The sequence below is a fragment of the Photobacterium sp. AWH4_225 genome, assembly GCF_056158405.1.
The window spans coordinates 166,487-189,332 of sequence record NZ_JBSWTF010000004.1 but is presented as its reverse complement, the minus strand read 5'-3'; the positions used below and the strand labels follow the sequence as shown (position 1 = coordinate 189,332).

Genomic DNA, 22,846 nt, shown 5'->3' with positions numbered 1-22,846 from the left:
CAGCCTACCAGTAAACCCTTCATCATCTTCTAATCCAAGTCCCAAGACCCTGCCGTACTGTAACGAAGCTAGACTATACAAGAGTAAACAAAGCTTCGTAGAGACTATGAAAAAACTGATATTTGGCTTGATTGGTCTTTTTGTTGTTATCACTATTGCCCTTCAGTTTGATGATCAAGACGACATTGTCGAAAGGCAAGTGAAAGCACTTGCTCCGGAACAGCCTAATTACCTGCTTGAAATAAAAGGGCATATCAGCAAAAGCCCGCGTCCAGACGAAACCTTTTCTTTTCCAATACGTGTTGGCGAGATCGGCCCTGTTAACTCTCTCTACTCTGGTCCGAACCAATATCCTTTTTTCTGTATGACGGTGGACTCAGGCCTCGGGCAGCCTGTTGTGGATAACCAAGAGGGCTTCGGTGTTCCAATTTACGAAGTGTTTAATGGTAAGAAACTCATTGGCTACTCAAAAGATTGTGCGATAAGAACCCAGCTTTCGTATGTGGTCATTGATAAAGACAACGTCATTTCCCCAAGAAGCGAATTAGAGCTACAACAAAACCCTCCGAGTGACGAAGAGCTCCTTGTCCGAATCGAAAAAGGAACCATTAATCGATACATCTATACCATCGCGATGCCTATTGATCTCGATGAGGTCGGATCGCAGGACAGTGCCAAAGTATGGAATAAGCGCTTGATTTATCGTTTCGAGGGGGGCTCTGGTTTAGGGTTTCGCCAAGGGAAAATGAAGCTACACCGCTTGATCAAAAAAGAGCTGCCACAGATTAGAAATGGTTACGCTGTTATCGCTTCAAGTGGTAACAAAACAAGCTATGGCTATAACATGCTGCTTGCTGAAGATACCGCACGTCGCGTAAAGACCCAGTTTGTTAGCCTGTTTGGTGAGCCTTTGTATACCATAGGTATTGGTGGATCTGGTGGAGGACTTGCCCAATACCTGATTGCTCAAAACAGTGAAGGTATTTTAGATGGTTTACTGCCATTGTACTCCTATCCGGATATGGTCAGCGTCTCGATATACGCCTTAGATTGTGACTTGCTCAACACCTATTTCAGCTTTAGAGCCAGTGATAGAGAAAGGTGGCAGGATTGGCAGTCCCGTCAGCATATTGAAGGGTTAAGAGCTATTAATGAAGCGGAGCAAAGGTTTGGCTGGCTGCAACCATTAAACCAGCTCGTTCGATTGAAAATGCCTGAATTTCCGCAGGGTAATAGCGAATGCATCAACGGGTACTTTGGCCTTAGCAGTTACCTCAATAATCCAAGACAGGGCTTCCTTAAGCCTTACTACCATGAATCAGTTGTCGAGAAGGTCAATTGGAATTACTGGCAGGATTTGGTTCATGTCTATGGCAAAGACGAGCATGGATTTGCCCAATCGACTTGGGATAACGTGGGTGTACAGTATGGTCTGCTAGCGTTGCGCGAAAAGACGATTTCCTTAGATGAGTTTATAGAAATAAATCAGGAAATAGGTGCTTGGAAACCTTTTAATGACATGGAGTCTGAGAAAAAGCTCAGTTTGAGTGCAAGTATTCCACCGCTTTGGCTTTCTCTTTGGGGGGAGCATAATGTGACGGAAAGTAAAAGAACGCCGGCTAAAAGGCGCTCAGCTCCTCTTTCTGCAATTGAAAGGGCTTATCAATATGGTCAAGTCTTCATAGGCAACGTTAGCTTACCTATTATAGATATTCGGCATTACCTCGAAGATGATCTGAATATGCATCATACATCAGCATCATTCTCGACCCGTTTACGGATTTTGGAAGCAAAGAGCCATGCTGATAACCATGTTATCTGGATATCCCATAAAAAATTTAACCCGGTAGAGCAAGCTTATTCACTGATGGATGAATGGCTTATGACAATGAAAAGCATGCCGGATGCGATGAACTATGAACAGAAAGTAAAAGTAGCAAAACCACAGTTGGCCGTTGATACCTGCTTTAATGCTGAAGGTAAAACCCATGCATCTGGAAGCGGGGTGTTTGATGGGAAGTGGAATGGACAAGCCAATGGTCCATGTACCCAAGTCTATCCAATCTATAGTAATAGCCGTATTCAAGCGGGAGCACCATGGAAAGGTAGTATATTCAAGTGTCACCGAATTTCGGTAGAGAAAGCGATTGAAAAGGGCATTTATGGGTCAGTCGATGTATCTAGTAAGATTGAAAGCCTAAAGGCAACTTTTCCTGACGGTGTCTGTGATTACAGTCTCGGAGATATGGGGCGCCCAAATAATATGCCGCTAATGAATGATTTATCAATAGATGGTTAATTAGGTGAATGTAAACGAGTGTTTATTTTATATATTAATTAAATCGAAGCGTGTAAAATAAATTTCACCTTTTATTTGCTGAGGTTATTTCCTGTTTTTCGACGTTTTTCATTATTTGTTGTGTGGATATTGTTGATTGCTTATAAATTAATTCACCAGATTATATATGGTTATTATCGATAAATCTCACTAGTCGAAATTTAAAGAAAACACAAAAATATATTATTGTTTTTCGGCTCAAGATCTGGTTTTAAAAACAAATCAAAATTTCATGCACATTTTTCTCCTTTGGCTGCTAAATATTTGATTAGCGGTAGCGTCACGTTCTAGGAGTAAGTGGCCAATGAAGGCTTTTTTTGAAGTGCATTTAAGATTAGTGATCACGGTTTGGGTGATTTTACTCTCTGTGCTTGGCCTGTTGTATTTGATGAACTACATGAAATTTGACAACTTGATGTCTCAAGTTGTTTCTTCAAAGCTTCAAGTTATTTCAGCCTCTTTGGAATCCTCTGTCCAACGTACAGAACGTTTGGGTATCCCACTTCACTCCGCTAACAATTTACAAATAAGTTTTGATAAAGCCGCTATAAGGGAAGATAACGTAAAAGCAGTGAAGTTAATTGATGCAAAAGGATCGGTAATCCTACAAGCGGAACATGGAGCGGAACACGGAACTGACGAAAAGATTCCAAAAGATGTTGTGCGTAGGGCGTTGAATTCAAAAGAAGCTTACTGGCTGTTGAGTTCAGAAGACACGCTATATAGTGGTCTACAAATTAAGGACAGCTTTGATCAGTTAATGGGGAGTATTGTCATCGAATATGACAAAAGTGCCATGTTTGGTGTTTACGCTGCTGTCCGGCTACATCTGCTTGAAGTGACTGTTGTTTTATTTTTAGTCTCTGCCTTGATTGTTCTTATTGCAGTTAGGTTTGGCCTCAGTGATATCACCAATGTGATTAAGTTGATTCAGGGCTATTCAGAAAATGATTCAAAGAAAATGGCAAAGCAGCCTTCAGGTGTAATGACCAAGAAGTTTGCAGAGCAGATTATACAAAGTGAAAAAATGAAGACTCATGTGGCTGATGAAATTGAGAGAATTCAAGTTATCTCTCATGATAAAGGAAAAAACAAACAAGCTAAGTCAGTTGAGGTAATCCAATGAGCCAAGTGAAAAGCTTGGCGAGCTTTATTAATAGCCGACTCATTTTAATTACTGTTCTAAGCGCATTCTTCGCCTCTGTTTTGAGTGCACTTTACACCTTGGCAGAATTTAACTTCTCTATCAAACCTGAGCTGTTAAAAAAAGCCAATGTTGTTGCACAACTTGTACATGATGATGTTGAACTCGCGACAAATGCTGGTGTGCCGTTAGATAAAATAAGGGGAATGGACACATACCTAGAACAAGCATTGTCAAAATACCCAGAGCTAAATTTCATTGCCATCAGCAACAGCAACGACAATCAAATAGATGACATGCTATATAAAGCAGGGACAATCGTGTCTGCTGATACAGAGCGTACACAACAGTTCGAATCAACATCAGCCCAATACCTTAATGCATCATTTAGTGACCGGGTATCTATCGCAATAAAAACGCTTCCTTCTCTGTTTTCTCTGCCATTTACTGACTCGGCAGTGAAGAGTGATGTGTTTCGTTTGGATATTACTAGTCAAGATGAGCGTATCGGCAGTGTGATTGTTGGCCTGAATTCGACATATATTCAGTCTCAGTTGCTCGATATCTTCTTTGATATTGCTATTGTCCTCATTGCGGTCTTACTGGTTTGCTTCGAGGTCGTTATGGTGGTGGTGATGGTCTACATCTCTGGGCCACTGGAAGAATCTGAGACGATACTCAAGCGTCAGATCAAAGGCGATTTCTCTGTTAATGATCAAACATCTGAGCGCGGAACTATTGGTATCTTCTCGAATAAACTGAACCATGATTCAAAACAGTTGCAGACCAAGTTCACGTCTTTGTTCAACTACCTATCGAGCCACAAAGTAAATAGCGCAAACAATCAGGAAGCAGATAGCTTAAGACAGCACCTGAAGCGAATTGCAGAGAAATTTAATTTGCAGCGTAAGTTACAGGTTCGTAAGGGTGACATCGTTGATGCCCGCATTCCTCTATTTGTCTTCTCATTTGGCGAAGAATTACAAAAATCCTTCATGCCTTTGTATGTAGCAGAGTACTACGAGCCAAACTCCTGGATTAGCCAGGGCGTGATGCTAGGGCTACCTATCTCCGTATTCATGTTTGTTATTGCAGCCTTTACACCGTTTGCCGCTAAGTTAGTAGATAAATTTGGTCAAAAGCGGCTGTTTCTGTTTGGGTTGATCCCGGCGATTGCAGGATATTTGGGGTGTGCTTTTGCCACAAACAGCATGGATATAGTGATTTCTCGCGGTGTAACGGCACTGGGTTATGCGGTGATTACAATTAGTTGCCAAAGTTATATCGCTGCTGTCGTCACATCAGAAAACCGTGCTAAGGGTATGGCGATTTTTGTTGGTGTTCTGATGACTGCGACCATGTGTGGAACCGCACTGGGAGGGATTATTGCAGATCGGATTGGTTATCAGCCAGTATTCTTGATCTCAGCGGCCTTGGCGGCGTTTGCCGGCGTCTTGGCTTGGCGCATGTTTTCTGCCGAAATCGATACGACAAGCCGTAGTGTAGCCAAGAAAAAAGGCGGTCTGTTACTGCTCGCCAAGAATATTCGATTTGTCGCTGTTGTCCTGTGTTGCGCTATCCCAGCCAAAATTGTACTGACGGGTTTTCTGTATTTCTTGGTTCCGCTGTATTTGGTCTCACTGGATGCCTCGCAATCAGAAATTGGCCGGATCATGATGATCTATTCCCTGGTGATCATTCCGCTCAGTCCCATTGCATCCGGCATTGCAGATAAAACCCAGAAAACCCGTGAGTTAATTGTTCTAGGGACCGTTTTGTCCGGAGTGATCCTACTTTCGCTCTATGGTGAAGCATCACTGTTCAAGATTTTGCTTGCTGTCACACTGATGGGGGTTGCCCATTCCATCCTAAAAGCACCACTGATCGCCTGTGCACTGGAAGCATCTGAAGCGACCCCTGAAGTAGGGCGAACTGAAGTACTCGGTATTCTTCGTACTGCAGAACGTATCGGTAGTGTATTTGGCCCGATTATCGTCGCATCGCTGTTGGCCTTCGGAAATTACGGTTTCGCAATGGCCATTGTTGGCGCTGGAATCATAGTCAGTGGGCTTTTGATGCTGTTCTTTTTGAAAGCACCTTCGTCGCAAGTTCGTCAGGAGGCACAGGTATGAAGCAGCATGTTCTAGCGGTATCAATCGGCCTCTCTTTGCTGTCTGGAGGTTCAGTTGCTGCGCAGGGTCTGGCTCAGTCTCAAGAGCCAAAGACGGTATTTATGGCGGTTTGGCGTGGTTGTGAGGAGGCTTGCAAAGGCTTTAAAGATTACTTGGCAAACAATGAATACCCGGTTGACGTGGTTGTCAGGGACGCTAAGCGAGATCGCTCGCAACTGGAGGACATCTTAAACCAAGCCAAAGAACTGCAACCAGATCTTGTGGTGACTTGGGGTACCAGTGTCAGCAAGGCTTTGTTGGGAACTCGCGAAGAATATGGCGAAGCAACCAAGCTAGGCGATATCCCTGCCTTATTCATGATTGTGGCCGATCCGGTAGGTGCTGGCATTGTTGAGATGCAGGACAAAACAGGGCGGCCGATGCTAGCTGGGATCCGTAACCGGATCAGTGAAGATGTACAAATACGTGCAATGCGTGAGTATTTCCCTGTCGAAAAAATTGGGGTGATTTATTCCAACGCTGAACTCAACTCAAACCTCAATACCCAGAAGCTTAAACTGCTGTCAAAAGAGATGGGTTTTGAAGTGGTGGAATCCCTGTACCAGCTAGATGACGAGGGCAAACCACTACCCGATCAATTTGACGAACGTATGCAGCAGCTCACCAATGAAAATGTAGACGTCGTATACGTAGGTTCCAGCTCTTATAACCTTGCCAATACCGATGCGTTTACCCAATCAGCGATAAAATATGGTTTACCTGTCGCCAGTGCCTATGACTCTATGGTGACCAAATCTTCGGCACTGATTTCTGTTTCGAACAAGTACTACCGGGTTGGACAACTTGCCGCAAACCAAGCCGTGAAGGTTTTATTTGACGGTGCTGTACCGGGTGACATGCCCATTGCAGAGCTAAGTAACTATTCAATTTCTATCAATATGGCCGTCGCCAGGGAGATGGCGCTATATCCACCAATCCAGCTGATCCGTTTCGCCAACCTTGTTAATGCGGCACCAGTTGTACAAAGAGAAAGCGTTGAAAGTATTGCTCGAACCACGGATGGGGAGACCAAGAAATGAATGAATTACTCGATACCCAAGGTAGTTACCTTGTCGTGAAAAATGCCAGCAACAAGGAGTTTGTAGCTTCTAGATTAGCTGTTGAAGAAGCCTTGAGCGGTGATTACCAATTTTCGGTTGATGTACTTGTGAGTTCATCGGATCCGGCGTCTTGGATAGGTGAAGAGCTCAGCTGCAGTGTCTTTGATGTACTTGGCGATAGCCGCAGCTCAGCAAGGGAATTCAAAGGGGTTGTGGTAAAAGCTCAGGCTCAATCTCAGCGCATTGATTCCTCGTTTTACAGTATCAAGCTGACGGTGAAACCTTGGTTGTTTTTGCTTAACTACTCTCGTAACTGTCGGGTGTTCCAAGAAGCGACAACACAGTCGATTGTTACGTCGATTTTTGATGAGCTTGGCTTCAAGGGTTGTTACAGCGTAAAGAGCATGCCTTCAACCAAGCGCGAATATTGCGTTCAGTTCAATGAATCAGACTTTGAGTTTGTCACCCGTTTACTGGCTGAAGAGGGCGTGCATTATTACTTTGGTAAAGACAGTAATGCAGGGATGCTATACCTGCAGCAGGCGGATAAATCATTTGCCAAAACTGATGCCGTAAAACTTGATTACGCCTCAGCGCCCACGGGAGATAACGATATTCTCGATACCTGGCAGCGAGAGCACGCATTCTTGAGTGCCTCGTTGGAACTTGCCGGGTATGACTACAACCAGTCAAAACTGATCACGAGCAAAGCCAAGAAAAGCAAATACAGCTTATCAGGCAATACCAAACTAACCGATTATCGCTATCCAACCGCAAGCCCTGCCGGTACATACAGTGATTTGGCTTCTATTGGCGAAACACAAAGGGGGCAGCAAGACTCGAGTTACCACAGTGTGCAGGCCACTTCGACATCAATGGATGTCTGCGTTGGCCATTACATGACGCTGGCGTCTCATAGCCAAAGCAGCGAGGAAGGGAATTACCTGGTTTCTCGCCTTCACTATGAATTTGGTATCGATGGCGCCAACAGTTTTGCATGCAAAACGGAATTTGACTGTATCCCAGAAGACCAATTGTTTTATCCGCTGATGAAGGAAAAGCCGACGTTGTATGGTCTGCAATCAGCAGTAGTTGCGGGCAGCAAGCAAGGTGAGCCGGCAAGTGATGCGTTGGGTAGGGTGAGGATCAAATTCCACTGGGATCCTGAAACCGGTGATAAAACCAGTTGCTGGGTACGTGTTGCGCAAGGGATGGCTGGCAGCAGCTATGGCATGCAGTTTCTCCCTCGAGCCGGGCAAGAAGTGTTGGTGAGCTTTATTAATGGTGATCCAGACCAACCCGTAGTGGTCTCCAGTGTGTACAACAGCAGCAACAAACCACCATACCCCACGGCGAATACCACCCAAAGCGGTGTGAAAAGTAAGCTGGCGGGGGAATCGAATGAGTTGCGGTTTGATGATAAGAAAGATAACGAGGTGTTCTATCTTCATGCCGCCAAGGATTTTACCAGTGAAGTGGTCAACGACCACCAAGAAACGGTTGGCGGGGAAATGAAGCTGGCGGTAACTAAGAACATTGCCCAAAGCGTCGAGAAAGCGTACTCCCTGACCGCGAAAGAAGACATTTCACTGACCACCAAAAAGTCATACTCCCTTAAGGCTGGTGATGCGATCACCGCACAGGCTAAATCTATCACCATAACAGGCTCAGATACCTTAACCCTCAAGGTGGGTGACAGCAAGATTGTCATGAGCAGCAGCAAGATAGAGCTTTCCAGTAGCCAGATAGCCATTGCGGGAGATTCCAAGGTATCCATTGATGGTGGAAGCCTCAGCCAGTCAGGTACTTCAGTCAGCATTAAAGCTGATGGCTCGTTTAGCGGCAAAGCGGGGAGTTCTATGTCGCTGCAGGCCAACAGTAGTTTTACAGCCAAGGGAACCAGCAGCGCCACGATAAAGGGGCTCAATGCCACCTTGCAAGGAGATGTCGGTGCCACAGTCAAAGGCACGGCAAAAGCCGAGGTGAGCTCTAGCGGCCAAACTGCCGTCAAGGGCGGGATTGTGATGGTGAACTAGATGAAAAAGATCCCCTATATCAGCTCAGCGGACATCTTCAGCCACATTGAACTATCAGAAGAGGCGGAGCTTGCTGTCCAGTGTGAGGCTTCGCCTGAAGAAGTCATTGCCCAGCTTAATCAAGCCGAATGCTATATCGATTTGGCTCACTTCTTCGCCCATGCCTTGCCGATGAGAGAAGCCATTTGGTGGTGTGTGCAAGCACTGCGTTTGCGCCAGCCTGACTGGAGCCTAGAAGAGTCAAAGCTGATAGATGATTGCGAGCGCTGGGTAAGAGATCCGAATGAAGGGCAAAGACGCCGTATAGAGCGCCAGTTGCAAGAGCTGAAAGATGACAGAGCACCGAAATGGCTGGGGCAGGCAGTGTTTTGGAGTGGAACAGGCAGCATTGCTCCAGCAGATAACCCAGTGGTGATGCCTGTTGAATACTTATATGCCAAGGCAGTCGCCGGTGCTGTGAATACCGCTGCAGTGATCCCTGAGTGGAAAGCGAAAGAAAAAGCACACCGAAATTACTACCAAGGGGTGTTTCAAATGGCACTTGATGTTGCCAATGGCGGTACGGGAACCAAAAAGCAAGGAGGTGAAATATGCCATGCGCTGCTCGACTAACGGACATGCATACCTGCCCGATGCAAACACCGGGTACACCACCGATTCCACATGTGGGTGGGCCGATAGTGGGCCCGGGCGCTGCAACGGTACTTATTTGCTTTATGCCAGCCGCAAAAATGGGGGACTCATTAGTGTGTGTCGGTCCGCCAGATAGCATTGCCAAAGGCAGTGCAACAGTACTGATTAACAACACGCCTGCCGCAAGGATGGGTGATACCACAAGCCATGGGGGATCCATCGTCGTAGGTGCGCCAACGGTGCAGATCGGTGGTTAACGAGGAACGATAAGGTTTAGGAGCGAGCGATGCCGACTTACACGCGTGGTGACATAATTTCACAAACAACCTTTTGGGATACCTACCACAAAAGGGAGCAAATTGAGGAGCTGGTCGAACAGGCCAAAATAGCTAACAAAGAGCTACATAAGTTCATGTTGGAATTGACAAAAAATGTGAAATGCGAGGGTGGCAAGCCGATTAAGTACATGCGCGGGCCTCTCAAAACTCGTGAACGCATTGCCGAAAAATGCGGCATTACCAAATGGGATGACCCGAGTACAGACAGAACGTCTGAGGTGAAAACGCCGCTGGAAGTGAAGGATATCGCAAGGGCAACCATTGTCTTTAGCACCATTGCCCAGATGATGGCGTTTCGAAATTACATTTACAAAACGCCCAACTTTCAGGCCATTAAAGATAAGCAATCGCCAGCGGTCAAAGATTTATGGACTAAAGGGGTTGAAGACGAATACAAGGACGTGAAGTTCTTCTTGCAGGTCAACATTGATTTCACCAGCAACGTGACTAACCGTCCTAAAGAGAAGCGCACTATTCCACATATTGTTGAGTTGCAATTGAATGTGTCGCAGATGGCTCGGGGTAAGAAATATGGCCACGCCTTTTATAACCTTTCAAGGCTTGGGAAGTTGGATGGAAAGTCGGTGTTTGTATGGGATAACCCAGACTGTGTCATCACTGTGCCAGGGGCAAAGAAAGGCAATGTTGGCAACAAGCTACGTACAGCGATTGTGATGTGCCGCAGCATGGCCCAGGGCGATCAGCAAGTACTGTTAGCGACCAATATCTTGTCAAAAATGCTGACCAGCAAGCTTCGTTTGCTTGATAAGCGAGTGACCGACAAAAAAGTGGAATACAACGTCTATGCCAACGGTGATAACCCATTGGTGATCCGCTGCGGGCCATATAACTCAAAGGTTGCAGCGAACCAAGATTCAGGACCGGCGCAAGCGTGGGCTATCTCTTACCTATCCAGTTTTATCTGGGGCAATTTTACAGCCTTCCAGCGTAAACCGGGCATCACAGGCACCGCAGCAAACTGGTTTGCAGAGCACTAATCTGGGGATTTGAACCAAGGACTTTTGACCACCACTTTTTACCCAAGGTCTTAGCATCAAGGAAGTATGCACTATGTTTGAAGATTTGCTCCAGCCGATTTCAGATGACCAGCCGGGAGGTGAATACCTCAAGGATAACCGTGCGTTATACCGCGGCTACCGTAACGCTTTTAATGTCGCTCAGTCATCATTTCGTCAGTTGGTAGAGACCCCTGAAGCGACTGAGGATATTGAGACGGTCCACGCTAACAGTGATAACTGGACAAACTTGGCCTCGGAATGCCATAGCTGCCTGCAGCAACACTCCAAGGATGTAGAGATCCTGTCTTGGTATACCGTCTCACAGGTTTTTACCGCCGATCCGTTGGTTAACCTTGTAAGCGCGCTGGCAACGTTTGAGCAGATCATCAATCAATATTGGGATTCACTACAACCCATATTGCCGGAAAAGAAACGTAAGGGTGCTACCGAATCGGAACAAGCGAAAGAAGTTGTCGAGCATCGGGTTAAGCCTTTGCTGCAGTTGGTGGGAGACACTGCTGAAAGTGGCCTCCTTTACATGCCTTTGCAAATGTTGCCTTTGGTGGGCGATATCGATTACGGCAAGTTTTATGCGGCAGAAAAAGCGGGCAGTTTGGCTGAAGTGAAACAACAAGCCGCGGCCCAATTCAGTGCTGAAAAAGCCGAGGTAGAGGTAAAAATCACTACGTTGGCAGAGGTGTTAGAGGCACTAGCTGGTCTGGAAAAGGCTATTGGCGAGAAATGTCATGAATCGGGAGCAACAGGAGTTAGCTTTCGTTTTGTTAAAGAGTCCATTGAGCGATTGATCAGTGCGATGAAGTATCTGGTTGGTGATCAATTTTCGGTTTGGCCACTGGATGTTCAACCTCCAACACAGGATCAACCTGCCCCAGTCACAACGCAATCTAATGTTTCAGAGCACATTAATAACTCGAACAGTAATCAAGAGGAGGGTGGACATACGCCAGCTATAAACCAGACAATCCTTAATGTGAATACCGCACAGGGTATGGCTTCACGGGAACAAGCGCTGGCAGAGTTACAGAAGATAGCCGATTACTTTCAGCAAACAGAGCCCCATAGCCCCATATATTTGTTGTTAAAGCGGGCAATACGTTGGGGGGGAATGTCGCTACCAGAACTTCTTCAAGAACTGGTTGGTGATCAAGAATCAGTGAATTTAAGGATCCAACAGCTGGCAGGGCTGGAAAGTGCCGAGCACCAGGCGTCACTCAATTCTGCACCTTCATCTGTAAGTGCCCCAATTGGTGCTCAGGTGAATGAAACTCAAGCGTCATCCGCAGTATCGATGCCCCTTGATGAACCAACGCAAGGTTCGGTCTCAGCAAACCCAAGTTCAAATGACGGCGGTTTGTCACAGATTGAATGGTAAACACATCTTTCATTTTGAAATGCATATCCATTGTAAATAAAGAGGGATAAATAATGGCTTCTATTTTTATGCGAATCGACGGACTGAACTCTATTAAAGGTGCCGCGACTGTTGGGGATATTGGTGGTAAAAAAGGTTTCTTCGCCCTAGATACCATGACCTGGGGCGCAAACCGTGGCGTAAATGTTGATGTCGGTAACGCAAACAACGCCGATAAAGGGATGGTTTCTCTGGATGCTATCCATATTTCGCGTATCTCCGATGGTGCATCTCCCCACCTAACGACATTCCTTTTTGCACCAGGCCCAGAAGGGAAAACCGTAGAGATTCTGTTAACCAAGCCTTCACGTGATGGCGCTGGTGCTGATCCGTACTTAGTGATCACCTTGGAGAAGGCACGTATTGCGGATTACAACATCAGTGGCTCTGACGGCAATTTACCTGCTGAAACGTTCAGTTTGACCTATACCACGCTCACCAAGGTGTACTACCAGGAAGGTGACGGCGGCAAGATCGAGAAAGGCGATACCGTCAAATTCGATTGCACCACCGGTAAGTTAGAGTCGAAAGCGAGCTAACTCTAGATAGGAAGGAGATACAACGTGGCCTTAAATTCACAACACAAGCGTGTAAGTAAAAACCGGGTAAGTATTACCTATGATGTCGAAACCAATGGCGCTGTTGAAACCAAGGAGTTGCCATTTGTGGTGGGTGTGATTGGGGACTTCTCTGCCCACAAGGAAGATCGTGAAGAGCTTGAAGACCGCTCTTTCTATCAGATCGACAAAGACAATTTCGATACCGTGTTAAAGCGTGTCGGCCCTGAGCTAAAGCTGAAAGTCGACAATACGCTTGCCAAAGACGATAGCCAGTTCGAGGCAGCGCTTACTTTCAACTCGATGAAAGACTTCGAACCGGATTCTCTTATCGAGCAAGTTGAACCGCTGCGCAAGTTGGCGGAAACCCGGCAGCAGCTTAAAACCTTGCTGTCAAAGGCAGATCGCTCTCGTGATTTGGAAAAACTGTTGAAGGAAGTGCTGCAGAGTGCGGATCAAATCAACGCACTGTCCAGCGAGTTGGGTATTGAGAAAAAAGGGGATGAGTCATGAGTGCAGAGTTAGAAGCACAAGCGGCAACGGCCACGGAAGAGAGCTCGCTGAGCTTATTGGATAGGGCGATTACCGCGACGACCCAAACGCCGGCTGATACTACCAAGGAGCTCTTTTCTGTACTGGCAGAGCAAGCACTGGATGGAACGGTCACTTGGGATAAGAACCTGACCAAGACAATCGAAAATGCCATTGCCGAAATTGACAAGCAGATGTCAGGTCAGCTGTCTGCCATCATGCAGCAAGAAGACTTTCAGCGTCTGGAAGGTTCATGGCGTGGCCTGAACAAACTCGTCCGTGAAAGTGAAACTGGCCAATCATTGAAAATCAAACTGGTCGATTTCTCCAAAGATGAGCTGCTTGAGCAGTTCGAAGATGCACCAGCGGTTGATCGTAGCCCGTTGTTCGATGCCTTGTACCAGAAAGAGTTTGGTACAGCCGGTGGTGAACCTTACGGGGCACTAATTGGTGATTACAGCTTTAGCCACAAAGACGAAGATATTGCCTTGCTTCGATATATGGGCGAAACAGCAGCAGCCAGCCATGCACCATTCGTAGCGGCGGCCAATCCGCAAATGTTCGAACTTGATAGCTTCGAAACATTTAACGAAGGCAAGCCTGTTGCACCGGGCTTTGACTCACCGGCCTACGCATCATGGAATGCGTTCCGTGAAAGTGATGATGCACGCTATGTGGTGCTGACCTTGCCACAAACCTTGGCGCGTTTGCCTTACGGTAATAAAGGGCTGTCAACCAACGCTTTTTCTTATGAAGAGCTAGCAACAGACACCGACGGAAACCCTAAACCTAGCGACAATTCACAGTTGGTTTGGTCGAATGCCGCCTATGAGCTAGGTCTTAAAATGACCCAGGCCCATACCGCATTTGGTTGGTGTACTGCTATCCGCGGCTTGGACAACGGCGGTAAGGTAGAGAACCTGCCGAACCTCACATTCAAATCCGTCGCTGGTGATCTGCAGCAACAATGCCCAATTGAAGTCAACCTGACGGATGAGCGTGAGAAAGAGCTCAGCGACCTCGGTATGCTGCCTCTGGTCCACTACAAAAATGCCAATTACGGTGTCTTTATCGGTAGCCAGACCACGCAGAAGCCGAAAACCTTCGCTGATCCTGACGCGACCAGCAATGCCGCTATCTCAGCGCGCCTTTCTTACATCATGGCCAGTAGCCGAATTGCTCACTACCTGAAAGTGATGGGACGAGACATGCTGGGTTCAAACCTTGAAGCCAGTGACATTCAAAAACAGCTGCAAACCTGGATTGACCAATATACCAATTCAGGGGCTGTCGGGAATGCCGAGCGTTCGAAAACCCCGTTGTGTGAATCACAGATCCAAGTGGTAGAGCAACCGGGGCGTCCGGGCTCGTACTCAGCCGTTGCCCATTTGCGCCCTTGGCTCCAAATGGAAGAGCTGACGACATCGGTTCGCATGGTAGCAAAAATACCGGGTTAATCGCCCGGTAGTAACAAGGAACTACAGGTTGGTATCAGGATGATAAGCGCAGACCTTCAACAACGGCTAAACCAGCTAGACAGCAGTGATAAGGCATTTTTACATGATGCCTTAACCCTGTTGGCGCAAGCTGATAAAGGCATGTTAAGCAGTCAGCAGGCTTTTAGGTCTGCGGTAAATCGACTTATCGCGGAAATAGACAGTCTTGTGTCTGAGCAAGTGTCTGCGCTTATTCATCATCCAGCTTTTACTCAACTAGAAGCGTCATGGCGGGGAGTGGAAACACTCGTCTCACTCCCTGTTAATTACCAAAAAATCAAAGTCAAAATTTTAGATCTTTCTTGGGATGAGCTGTCTTATGAGCTCAATACCGCAGTCTCACTTAAGCGTACCCGTTTATATAACCTGATTGGTAATCAAGAGCTCAATACTTCAGGCGGTCAGCCATACGGTCTTATGGTGGTTGACCATACGATTTCGATGGATTTTGACAGTGACTATGATGATATCTACACCCTAGAGTTGCTGGCTAGGATGGGTGATCACTGCCTTTGTCCATTCATCATGTCACCATCTCGTGACTTTTTCGGTGAATCGGGTGCCGATTGGTTGTCAGATACTGCCCGAATTCAAAAGATCATTGATGGCCCTGAGTTTATTTCGTGGCAGCGGCTGAGAAGCCTTTCCACATCGCGGTTTATTGGCCTGACACTCCCAAGTATTCGACTTCGCGATGCATACGAACAAGGTGTCTCCAATAAGGTGGTTTTTTCAGAAGTTTCATGTCCAGGCGACAAAGATTCACCTGAAGGGCTTTGGGGCAACGCGGCGTTTTTATTCGCCTCTATTGCGATGCGAGAATTCAACCGAATCAACTGGTTTGGTTTTATGAAATCCCGTTGGCAAGATAAATACCATGGTGCCTTGGTCAATCTTCCACCTAGCAGTGTCGGCACCATATCGGTACAAAATCCTAAACCCAACGTGAGGTTCATTACCGAGATGGGCAGTTTTTATGCCGAAAACGGTTTTATTCCGTTGTGCCATAGCCTGACGACAGACAAGTTCTACTTCAGGGGAAATGGCTCAATTTGGGACCATGGCGAGGATGATGCTGAGGCGGTCATGGGGCAAATTCAAACAACACTGATGATCTGCCGGATCGCTCATTATCTTAAAGTACAAATTCGCGGGATGATGGGCAACTTCCAAACGGCTAAAGAGTGCGAGAACTTCCTCAATAGTTGGCTTGATAAGTATGCCAGTAATTTAACCGAAGCCGATGTAATTACCTTGGCTAAATACCCGTTGAGCAAAGGCCGGGTAACGGTGAAAGAGGTTGAAGGGCAGCATGGTCGCTACACCTGTGATGTGCTGGTTCAGCCACAGTACCAGTTCGATAACGCTTGCGGAGAAGTGTTGATCTCTACTGACCTTGGCGGTGAAGCTCGCTCTGGCGCTCGAGCACCTCAACCTACGGTTGCCGGAGGTGTGGCATGAGCTTCTGGGGTACATTCATCGCAAAGCAAAATGGCAATGAAGACGATCTTCTTGAGTCGATTCGCTATCAATTGACCGTATTGCTCAACTCGGAAGCGCCGATGCGGGTGCTGCCAAAACAATATAAAGAAGTACAACTGTCCAATTTTAGCTTTGGCCTTGATGCTGCCTATAGTGTCAGCAGCCAAGTGAACAAAGAGCAATTTTCACGCTCCCTTGAAAAATGGGTGCGCGCATTTGAACCCCGCCTGTCAGAAGTCAGCGTCTTCGTAAAGGAAAGCGATCCGAGTAAAAACATCATGAAGTTTTCGCTGATGGCGAAAGTCGATGTGAACAATGGCGAGCACGTTTTCCTTTTCGATTCGAGTATTAGCCTCTCAAGTCAGTCGGCAAAGATGGAGGGGCAAGAAGTTGTCTGATCAATTACTGAGTTACTACGAAAGGGAGCTGGCCTATATCCGCCAGTCACTAGAGGGCTTTGGTCAGCAGTTTCCAGAGCATGCCAGCTCAATGCGGTTAAACCAAAGCGGCCAAGAAGACCCGAATATTAGCCGCTTGATCGATGCTGTTGCATTGCTGACAGCCAAAACAGAAAAGCGCATTGACGAGCAATTTCCCGAAATCTTGCAAGACCTGTTCAATGTCCTGTATCCCGGCTATCTACAAACCGTGCCGAGCTACGCGCCATTTAAGCTTGAATTAGCCGGTGAAGCAGGGGCTGAGGCACTGTCATTAGCTAAGGGATCAGAGCTGTCAGTTCAAGTAAACCAGAGTGAATGCCTTTTTACCTTGGTCGATGAATTAGTGGTTGCGCCTTATGAGATCTCGGAAATAGAAGCCAGCTCAGCTCCGTTTAATTTCCCTACGCCAAAAACGATTCGTCGGGCTGACACGGTAATTCAGTTGACGTTGAAGAGTGATGACCCGTCAGTCCTGTTTTCTCAGATGGCCCTGACACCTGATAATACACGGGGGCACTTTGATTTCTATGTCCGAGGTTTTGAAAACAGCTCTCGTGGCTTGATTGATTTGTTGTTGCTCAATACCGAAGCGCTCTCTGTGCAAGATGAAACTGGTCGTCAGGTAGAGATAGAAGTTAGCAGGCTGCGTTCACGGGTCGCTGACCCAGATTTCAATTGGCTGCCGCAATATGGCAATCATTTAGCCGGTTTTGATCAGCTTCGAGATTACTTTGCCTTTCCTGATAAAGCGGCCTACCTGAGAATTGATGAGCTCGGCCAAGAGTTGATGCAGTTTTCAACCAACACATTGACGCTCAATTTCTTTGTTCAGCAGTTGCCAACAGAGTTCTTGCGGCTGTTTACTCGCCAGGTGTTTGCATTGAATACCGTGCCAGCCATCAACCTCTATCAACAGCATGGCGAGCCGATACGCTATGACTTTACTAAATTAGCCATGCCAGTGGTGGCCGATGTTGATAACGACAGTGAGTTAACCGTTGTCTCTGTGGTGAAGGTTAATGAGGTTTTGCCAACAGGAGATAGCCCATTGATGCCGGTCTATGAAGGAGGATATTGGCTGGATCAGCAGAGTCCAAAATGGCAGACCCGACAACAATGGGATGAAAAGGGGCGGCGCCAGACTGAAATATCCATCAGTGATGTGGATATGCGGGAAAACAAAGAGGATGTTGTCCTTTCCTTATTGCTTAACGTCTGCAATGGGCGCCTGCCATGCTTAATACCCAGCCAGACAGAGGCGGAGTCTTTAGCGGCAGTCGATTTGCCCGGCCAGGTTCGGGTGCTAAAAACACCAACTGCACCACAGTATCCGTCATTGGACGGAAATTTGAGTTGGCGGTTTATTGCCTTGCTGAATGCTAATTTCTCCAGCCTGGTTCAAGTTGATGACCCGACCCGAGTACTTCAGGATTCGATCCGACTTTGTAGCAACAGTATTCACTGCAGCGTGGCGGATGCTATCAAAAAGGTGACTTATCATCACTTGGTCGCGCCAGTCACTATTGGTAGGCAGAGTATCTTCTCTTCAGGCACAGAGGTCATTCTGACGCTAGACAATGAGCTACTTGACTCTGAGTTTGCCGTAGTCGGTGAAGTGCTCAATGCCTTCTTTAAGCAATTCTGTAGTTTTGATCGCTTTATTCAGGTTTCTATTGAGCGGTTCGGCAGTGATGAACCGGGTCTGAGCTTTGAAAAGTGTCACGGGAGCCAGTTATGTCTATAGCCTCCCGTTTATTATCCCTGCCGCAAAAGTTCGACTTTATTCAGGCTGTTCGCATCCTCAATACTATTAGTCATGCTAAAGGAGTGAGCTGTGGCAATGAGGGTATAGATGTCAAGCTCTCGGCAGATCCCATGCCAAAAGGTGCACCTTCTGATGTCACCCAGATTGACCAAAGCCAGCAACAGATAACTCTCAGCCTTGGTCTTGAGGCATTATCTGGCTGCAAAGGCGTTATTCCAGATTATCTTTACGCGGAAATGTTACATAGCCTCCATCAGGATGACAGGGCGCTGCAAGCCTTTCTTGATGTGTTTAATCAGCGATATTTTGAGCTGAAGGCTAGCTTGGAATGCTCGGGTAATTTATTGCTGCGAGACGAAAAGGAAGGCTTACTATCACAGCACACTAGCAGGTTAAGCCAGCAAGCAGCGTTAGCCAACATGTTTGCTTTGCCAACGATGAAAGGAAAAGCACACGAGCAAAGCACCTTGAGGTATGGGTTGTTGCTTGGCAACAAAAGCCGCAGCCTTTCAGGTTTGAAACAACTGCTTTGCAGTTACTTTTCTCTAGATGTTGCGCCTCGTGTATTGCCCTCGGCGCTTTACCGTATTCGGTCATCGCATCAAACCAAAATTGGCGGCCTACAAGGGCGCAACCACAAGCTTGGTCAAGGTTTTGTCTTGGGCTCCAAGGGGGAGCAGGCATATAAATCGATAGAAATCACTATCACCCCCAAAACAAAAGACGAGTACTTGGGTTTGCTGAAAAACAATCAGTTGGCTTTGGCTATGAAGCAACTGGTTCGCGCCTATCTCAAAGACAATACCGAACCAAAGATCTATTTGTATGTGAAGCGGGATTTTATTGATTCACCCGTTCTTTCAATTGGTAAACAGAGTGTTCGACTCGGAGAAGCCAATTGCCTTGCTCCTGAAAGGAACAGCAGTCACTTTCGCAAAATCTTATTACTGCCGGAGAATAATGTATGACACAGGTAAAACTGGGTAACTTGGTAGGGAAACTCACTCCTCAGTTAAAGGCAACATTGGAAGAGTCCGCCGCCGCAGCGATGGCACAAACAGTCCCCGCAATCGAAGTTGAGCATTGGCTGGTGCAGCTCTTGGCAACCAAAGATGAATCTCTGCTGGGCTATTTACAGAGTCAGAAAGTTGATCCCAATACATTGAATAATGAGCTTTCAATACGCATTGAGCGCTTGGTTAAAGGTACCAACGGACAACCCACAATCAGCCGTGCCTTGAGTGAGTTGATGGAAGAAGCGTGGTTGCAGGCTTCGGTAAACTTTGGTCATGGTCAGATCACCAGCCTTCACCTGCTGCTCGTGTTGCAGCAAACAGATAACTTTGGGGTTAAAAGGCTGGCCTTGGAAAGCTTGAAAGATATTTCGCTGGAAGCTTTGTCGGCACAGATTTCCCAGTTGAACGATGCGGAGGTTGGTCATGCAGCAGGAGCAGCGTCTGGGGCACAATCTTCTCATCCTTCAGGACAAAGCCAAGGCGGACCGCAAACTGCTGGTGGCGCATTGGATAAATACACGGTTAACCTGACTCAGCAGGCAAGGGACGGGAAGATAGACCCGATATCAGGCCGTAACAGCGAAGTGCGCTATGCCATCGATATTCTTTGCCGTAAGCGTCAGAATAACCCGATCTTGGTTGGCGAACCCGGTGTAGGTAAAACGGCTGTTGTCGAGGGGCTGGCATTACGCATTGTGAATGGTGATGTGCCCCCAGTGCTGCAAGGGGTAGAAATCTGCTCGTTGGACTTGGGGCTGTTACAAGCTGGTGCCAGTATCAAAGGGGAGTTCGAAAATCGCTTAAAAGACGTGATCAATGAAGTCAAAAGTTCTGAAATACCCATTATTGTCTTCATTGACGAAGCCCATACCTTAATTGGTGCGGGTGGAGCCGCAGGGCAAAATGATGCCGCCAACTTGCTAAAACCGGCCTTGGCGCGAGGGGAGTTCCGCTCAATAGCGGCGACAACTTGGGCTGAGTATAAAAAGTATTTTGAAAAAGATCCTGCCCTGACAAGACGTTTCCAAGTGGTGAAAGTCGAAGAGCCCAGTGAAAATGATGCGCTGCAAATGCTGCGTGGTGTAGCTGCCTCCCTGCGCAAGCACCACGGCGTCTTTATTCGCGAAGATGCCCTAGAAGCGGCTGTTTCTCTTTCAGTGCGGTATTTACCTGCCCGACAATTACCCGATAAAGCGATTAGCCTACTTGATACTGCCTGTGCTCGTATTGCTTTGACTCAAGGGGCAAAACCGGAGCGAATTGAGTATTTGGAGCAACAGCTTCGCTATTTGAACAATGAGCTTGAAGCGTGTGATGTTGAGGACACGGTTCTGGTTGCCTTGGCAGAAGACCGAGAACCACTCCGTGATACTTTGGCGGCCAAGCAGGAAGAGTTAAAGGTTTTGGCTGCAAGGTGGGAGCACGAGAAAGCCTTGGTCAGTGAAATCAGCGAACTGACGGAAGTGCTTGAGACCAGCCATACCAGTGGTGATATCGGCGATAGTTCGATACAAGAGAGCCAGAACACCTTAAAGGAAAAGCTAGCCGAACTAGATAATGTCCAAGGTGATGACCCTATGGTCTTTGCCATGGTCGATAAACAAGTGATTGCCGAAGTGATTTCTGCGTGGACGGGGATTCCAGCTGGCAACATGGTGAAAGAGGAAGTGGCGGAGCTGCTGTCATTAGAAGACTCACTTCACCAAAGAGTGATTGGCCAACAAGTTGCCATCGGCGAATTAGCGAAAAGTATCCGTATTTCACGGGCTGGGCTGACAGATAACCGTAAGCCTGTCGGTGTGTTCTTGATGTGTGGTCCTAGTGGTGTGGGTAAAACCGAAACCGCAATGGCGCTAGCTGATAAAGTCTTCGGCGGTGATAACAACCTCACGGCTATCAACATGACCGAATTCAAAGAAGAGCACAAGGTCTCAATGCTGCTGGGCTCTCCGGCAGGATATGTCGGCTACGGTGAAGGCGGTGTGCTTACAGAAGCGATTAGGCGTAACCCTTACACGGTGCTGTTGCTTGATGAAATGGAAAAAGCCCACCCAGGTGTCCATGACTTGTTCTATCAGGTTTTTGATAAAGGCTATATCAAAGACAGTGAAGGCCGGATGATAGATTTCAAACACACTATTATCATCATGACTTCCAACGCTGCCGATCAGGCAATCTGTGACATCTGCGAGCAGAACGAAGAGCGCCCTCAGACTGAAGACCTTGTCGAGCAAATCCGGCCGGCATTGCAGCAATACTTTAAACCTGCCTTTTTGGGCCGAACCACAATCGTGCCTTATTACCCACTAAATCAAGAAGAACTCGGCAAGATCACTGAAATTAGCCTCAATCGTATAGCCAGGAAGGTCAATGAAAAATATCAGGCCAGCTTCAGTTGGGATCAAGCATTCATCGATTTTGTTGTGTCGAGAAATACCGATCCGACGACAGGTGGACGGGCGATTGAGCAAATTATTAATCGTTCTTTGATGCCACGTTTAGCGGTGGAATGTATTCAGCGATTGAGCGATTGCTTACCAATTGACCAGATTGTCGTTAGTGCAGAGAGTAATTCTGGGCAGTTGGTGCTAAGAATAAATTAGGCCTCGAAAAAAGCTGACAACAGAAAGTGAGGACGTTGTGCTGAGCCAGGTTGTGAAAGGAAAGCAATTCCAAATGTCGAAAGGAATCCGGCTGCTGAAAGGAGCCATGATCGCCGGGGTATGCCTGACCTGTTCTACCGCATTGGCGGTAGATCGGGTGGTGCTGGCGACACAAAACTGGTCGCCATACCAAACGGTGAATAGTGAAGGTGATATCGGTGGCGTTGCTGTCGACAGGATCAAGTGTACCTTTCGCAATATGGGCCAGCCTTACGAGATCAGGATGATGCGTTGGGATAAAGCTCAATTGCTGGTGGAAACTGGCAAGGTACATGGGTTCTTTTCTGGTTCAGCCAACGCCAAACGCGCCTCGTACGCACAGCCTTCAAACCCTATTGTTTCAGAGAATTTGGCTTGGTTTGTGAGCCCCTCGGTGAGGGAAGACATCAATGATGAAACGGCCAAATACAGCCTGAGATACGGGGTTAAATACAATACCAATAAGTGGCTATCGCTAAAGCGAGATGGCTATAACGTGATTAAAAAACCACGTGACGCTGATTCGCTGTTGCAAATGCTTTGGCAGGGGGAACTCGATGTCGCTTATGAATATGAATTGGTGTTTGAGGAGGCCATGGATAAAGCAGGTATTCCAAAGAACTACTTCAAAAAGATAAGAACCAGCAAGCAAGATTTGATGGTGCATTTTTCAAAAGGGTTTTTAGCCCAGCAGCCATCGTTTTTGAACCGCTTTAATCTTGCCATGGCGCAGTGCCGGTGAAAA

Annotated in this window: 18 protein-coding genes; all 18 read left to right on the top strand. The window is 47.1% G+C overall.

Annotated elements, in window-relative coordinates:
* Positions 1-106 precede the first annotated feature (106 nt).
* The 18 genes from ACXAD4_RS18225 (at position 107) to ACXAD4_RS18140 (ending at position 22,843) form a co-directional block, all read left to right on the top strand.
* Positions 107-2,299: a DUF6351 family protein gene (locus ACXAD4_RS18225; protein WP_475243226.1), complete on the top strand. Its 2,193-nt coding sequence runs from the start codon at positions 107-109 to the stop codon at positions 2,297-2,299.
* A gap of 343 nt (positions 2,300-2,642) precedes the next feature.
* On the top strand, positions 2,643-3,464 hold the full coding sequence (locus tag ACXAD4_RS18220) for a hypothetical protein (RefSeq protein WP_475243225.1): 822 nt from the start codon (positions 2,643-2,645) through the stop codon (positions 3,462-3,464).
* Positions 3,461-5,614, top strand: a complete 2,154-nt coding sequence (locus ACXAD4_RS18215) for an MFS transporter (RefSeq protein WP_475243223.1) — start codon at positions 3,461-3,463, stop codon at positions 5,612-5,614. Before ACXAD4_RS18220 ends, ACXAD4_RS18215 begins: the two co-directional genes overlap by 4 nt.
* Positions 5,611-6,693, top strand: a complete 1,083-nt coding sequence (locus ACXAD4_RS18210) for an ABC transporter substrate-binding protein (protein WP_475243222.1) — start codon at positions 5,611-5,613, stop codon at positions 6,691-6,693. Before ACXAD4_RS18215 ends, ACXAD4_RS18210 begins: the two co-directional genes overlap by 4 nt.
* Entirely contained in the window at positions 6,690-8,750 is a 2,061-nt protein-coding gene (locus tag ACXAD4_RS18205) for a type VI secretion system Vgr family protein (RefSeq protein WP_475243221.1), read from the top strand. Before ACXAD4_RS18210 ends, ACXAD4_RS18205 begins: the two co-directional genes overlap by 4 nt.
* Complete coding sequence (locus tag ACXAD4_RS18200; protein ID WP_475243219.1) at positions 8,751-9,362, top strand: DUF6931 family protein; 612 nt, start codon at positions 8,751-8,753, stop codon at positions 9,360-9,362. It begins immediately after the preceding gene.
* Positions 9,341-9,640 (top strand): PAAR domain-containing protein, encoded by a 300-nt coding sequence (locus ACXAD4_RS18195; RefSeq protein WP_107296767.1) that lies wholly within the window; start codon positions 9,341-9,343, stop codon positions 9,638-9,640. The genes ACXAD4_RS18200 and ACXAD4_RS18195 overlap by 22 nt, the downstream gene beginning before the upstream one ends.
* 29 nt (positions 9,641-9,669) lie before the next feature.
* Positions 9,670-10,719: a hypothetical protein gene (locus ACXAD4_RS18190; RefSeq protein WP_475243217.1), complete on the top strand. Its 1,050-nt coding sequence runs from the start codon at positions 9,670-9,672 to the stop codon at positions 10,717-10,719.
* Positions 10,720-10,792: 73 nt separating this feature from the next.
* Positions 10,793-12,133: a type VI secretion system protein TssA gene (locus ACXAD4_RS18185; RefSeq protein WP_475243216.1), complete on the top strand. Its 1,341-nt coding sequence runs from the start codon at positions 10,793-10,795 to the stop codon at positions 12,131-12,133.
* 53 nt (positions 12,134-12,186) lie between these two features.
* Entirely contained in the window at positions 12,187-12,711 is a 525-nt protein-coding gene (locus ACXAD4_RS18180; protein ID WP_107296764.1) for a type VI secretion system tube protein Hcp, read from the top strand.
* A 24-nt stretch (positions 12,712-12,735) separates the two neighbouring features.
* On the top strand, positions 12,736-13,242 hold the full coding sequence (gene tssB / locus ACXAD4_RS18175; protein WP_475243214.1) for a type VI secretion system contractile sheath small subunit: 507 nt from the start codon (positions 12,736-12,738) through the stop codon (positions 13,240-13,242).
* On the top strand, positions 13,239-14,717 hold the full coding sequence (tssC, locus tag ACXAD4_RS18170) for a type VI secretion system contractile sheath large subunit (RefSeq protein ID WP_475243213.1): 1,479 nt from the start codon (positions 13,239-13,241) through the stop codon (positions 14,715-14,717). The genes tssB and tssC overlap by 4 nt, the downstream gene beginning before the upstream one ends.
* A gap of 39 nt (positions 14,718-14,756) precedes the next feature.
* The gene (locus tag ACXAD4_RS18165) at positions 14,757-16,217 is read left to right on the top strand and encodes a type VI secretion system contractile sheath domain-containing protein (RefSeq protein WP_475243211.1); all 1,461 of its coding nucleotides are present in this window, start codon (positions 14,757-14,759) and stop codon (positions 16,215-16,217) included.
* Positions 16,214-16,636: a type VI secretion system baseplate subunit TssE gene (gene tssE, locus ACXAD4_RS18160; RefSeq protein WP_475243209.1), complete on the top strand. Its 423-nt coding sequence runs from the start codon at positions 16,214-16,216 to the stop codon at positions 16,634-16,636. The genes ACXAD4_RS18165 and tssE overlap by 4 nt, the downstream gene beginning before the upstream one ends.
* The gene (tssF, locus tag ACXAD4_RS18155) at positions 16,629-18,422 is read left to right on the top strand and encodes a type VI secretion system baseplate subunit TssF (protein WP_475243208.1); all 1,794 of its coding nucleotides are present in this window, start codon (positions 16,629-16,631) and stop codon (positions 18,420-18,422) included. Before tssE ends, tssF begins: the two co-directional genes overlap by 8 nt.
* Positions 18,413-19,411, top strand: coding sequence for a type VI secretion system baseplate subunit TssG (locus ACXAD4_RS18150; RefSeq protein ID WP_475243207.1), 999 nt, complete (start codon positions 18,413-18,415; stop codon positions 19,409-19,411). Before tssF ends, ACXAD4_RS18150 begins: the two co-directional genes overlap by 10 nt.
* Positions 19,408-22,062, top strand: coding sequence for a type VI secretion system ATPase TssH (tssH, locus tag ACXAD4_RS18145; protein WP_475243205.1), 2,655 nt, complete (start codon positions 19,408-19,410; stop codon positions 22,060-22,062). The genes ACXAD4_RS18150 and tssH overlap by 4 nt, the downstream gene beginning before the upstream one ends.
* 73 nt (positions 22,063-22,135) lie before the next feature.
* Positions 22,136-22,843, top strand: coding sequence for a substrate-binding periplasmic protein (locus tag ACXAD4_RS18140; protein ID WP_475243203.1), 708 nt, complete (start codon positions 22,136-22,138; stop codon positions 22,841-22,843).
* The last annotated feature ends 3 nt before the right edge of the window (positions 22,844-22,846 follow it).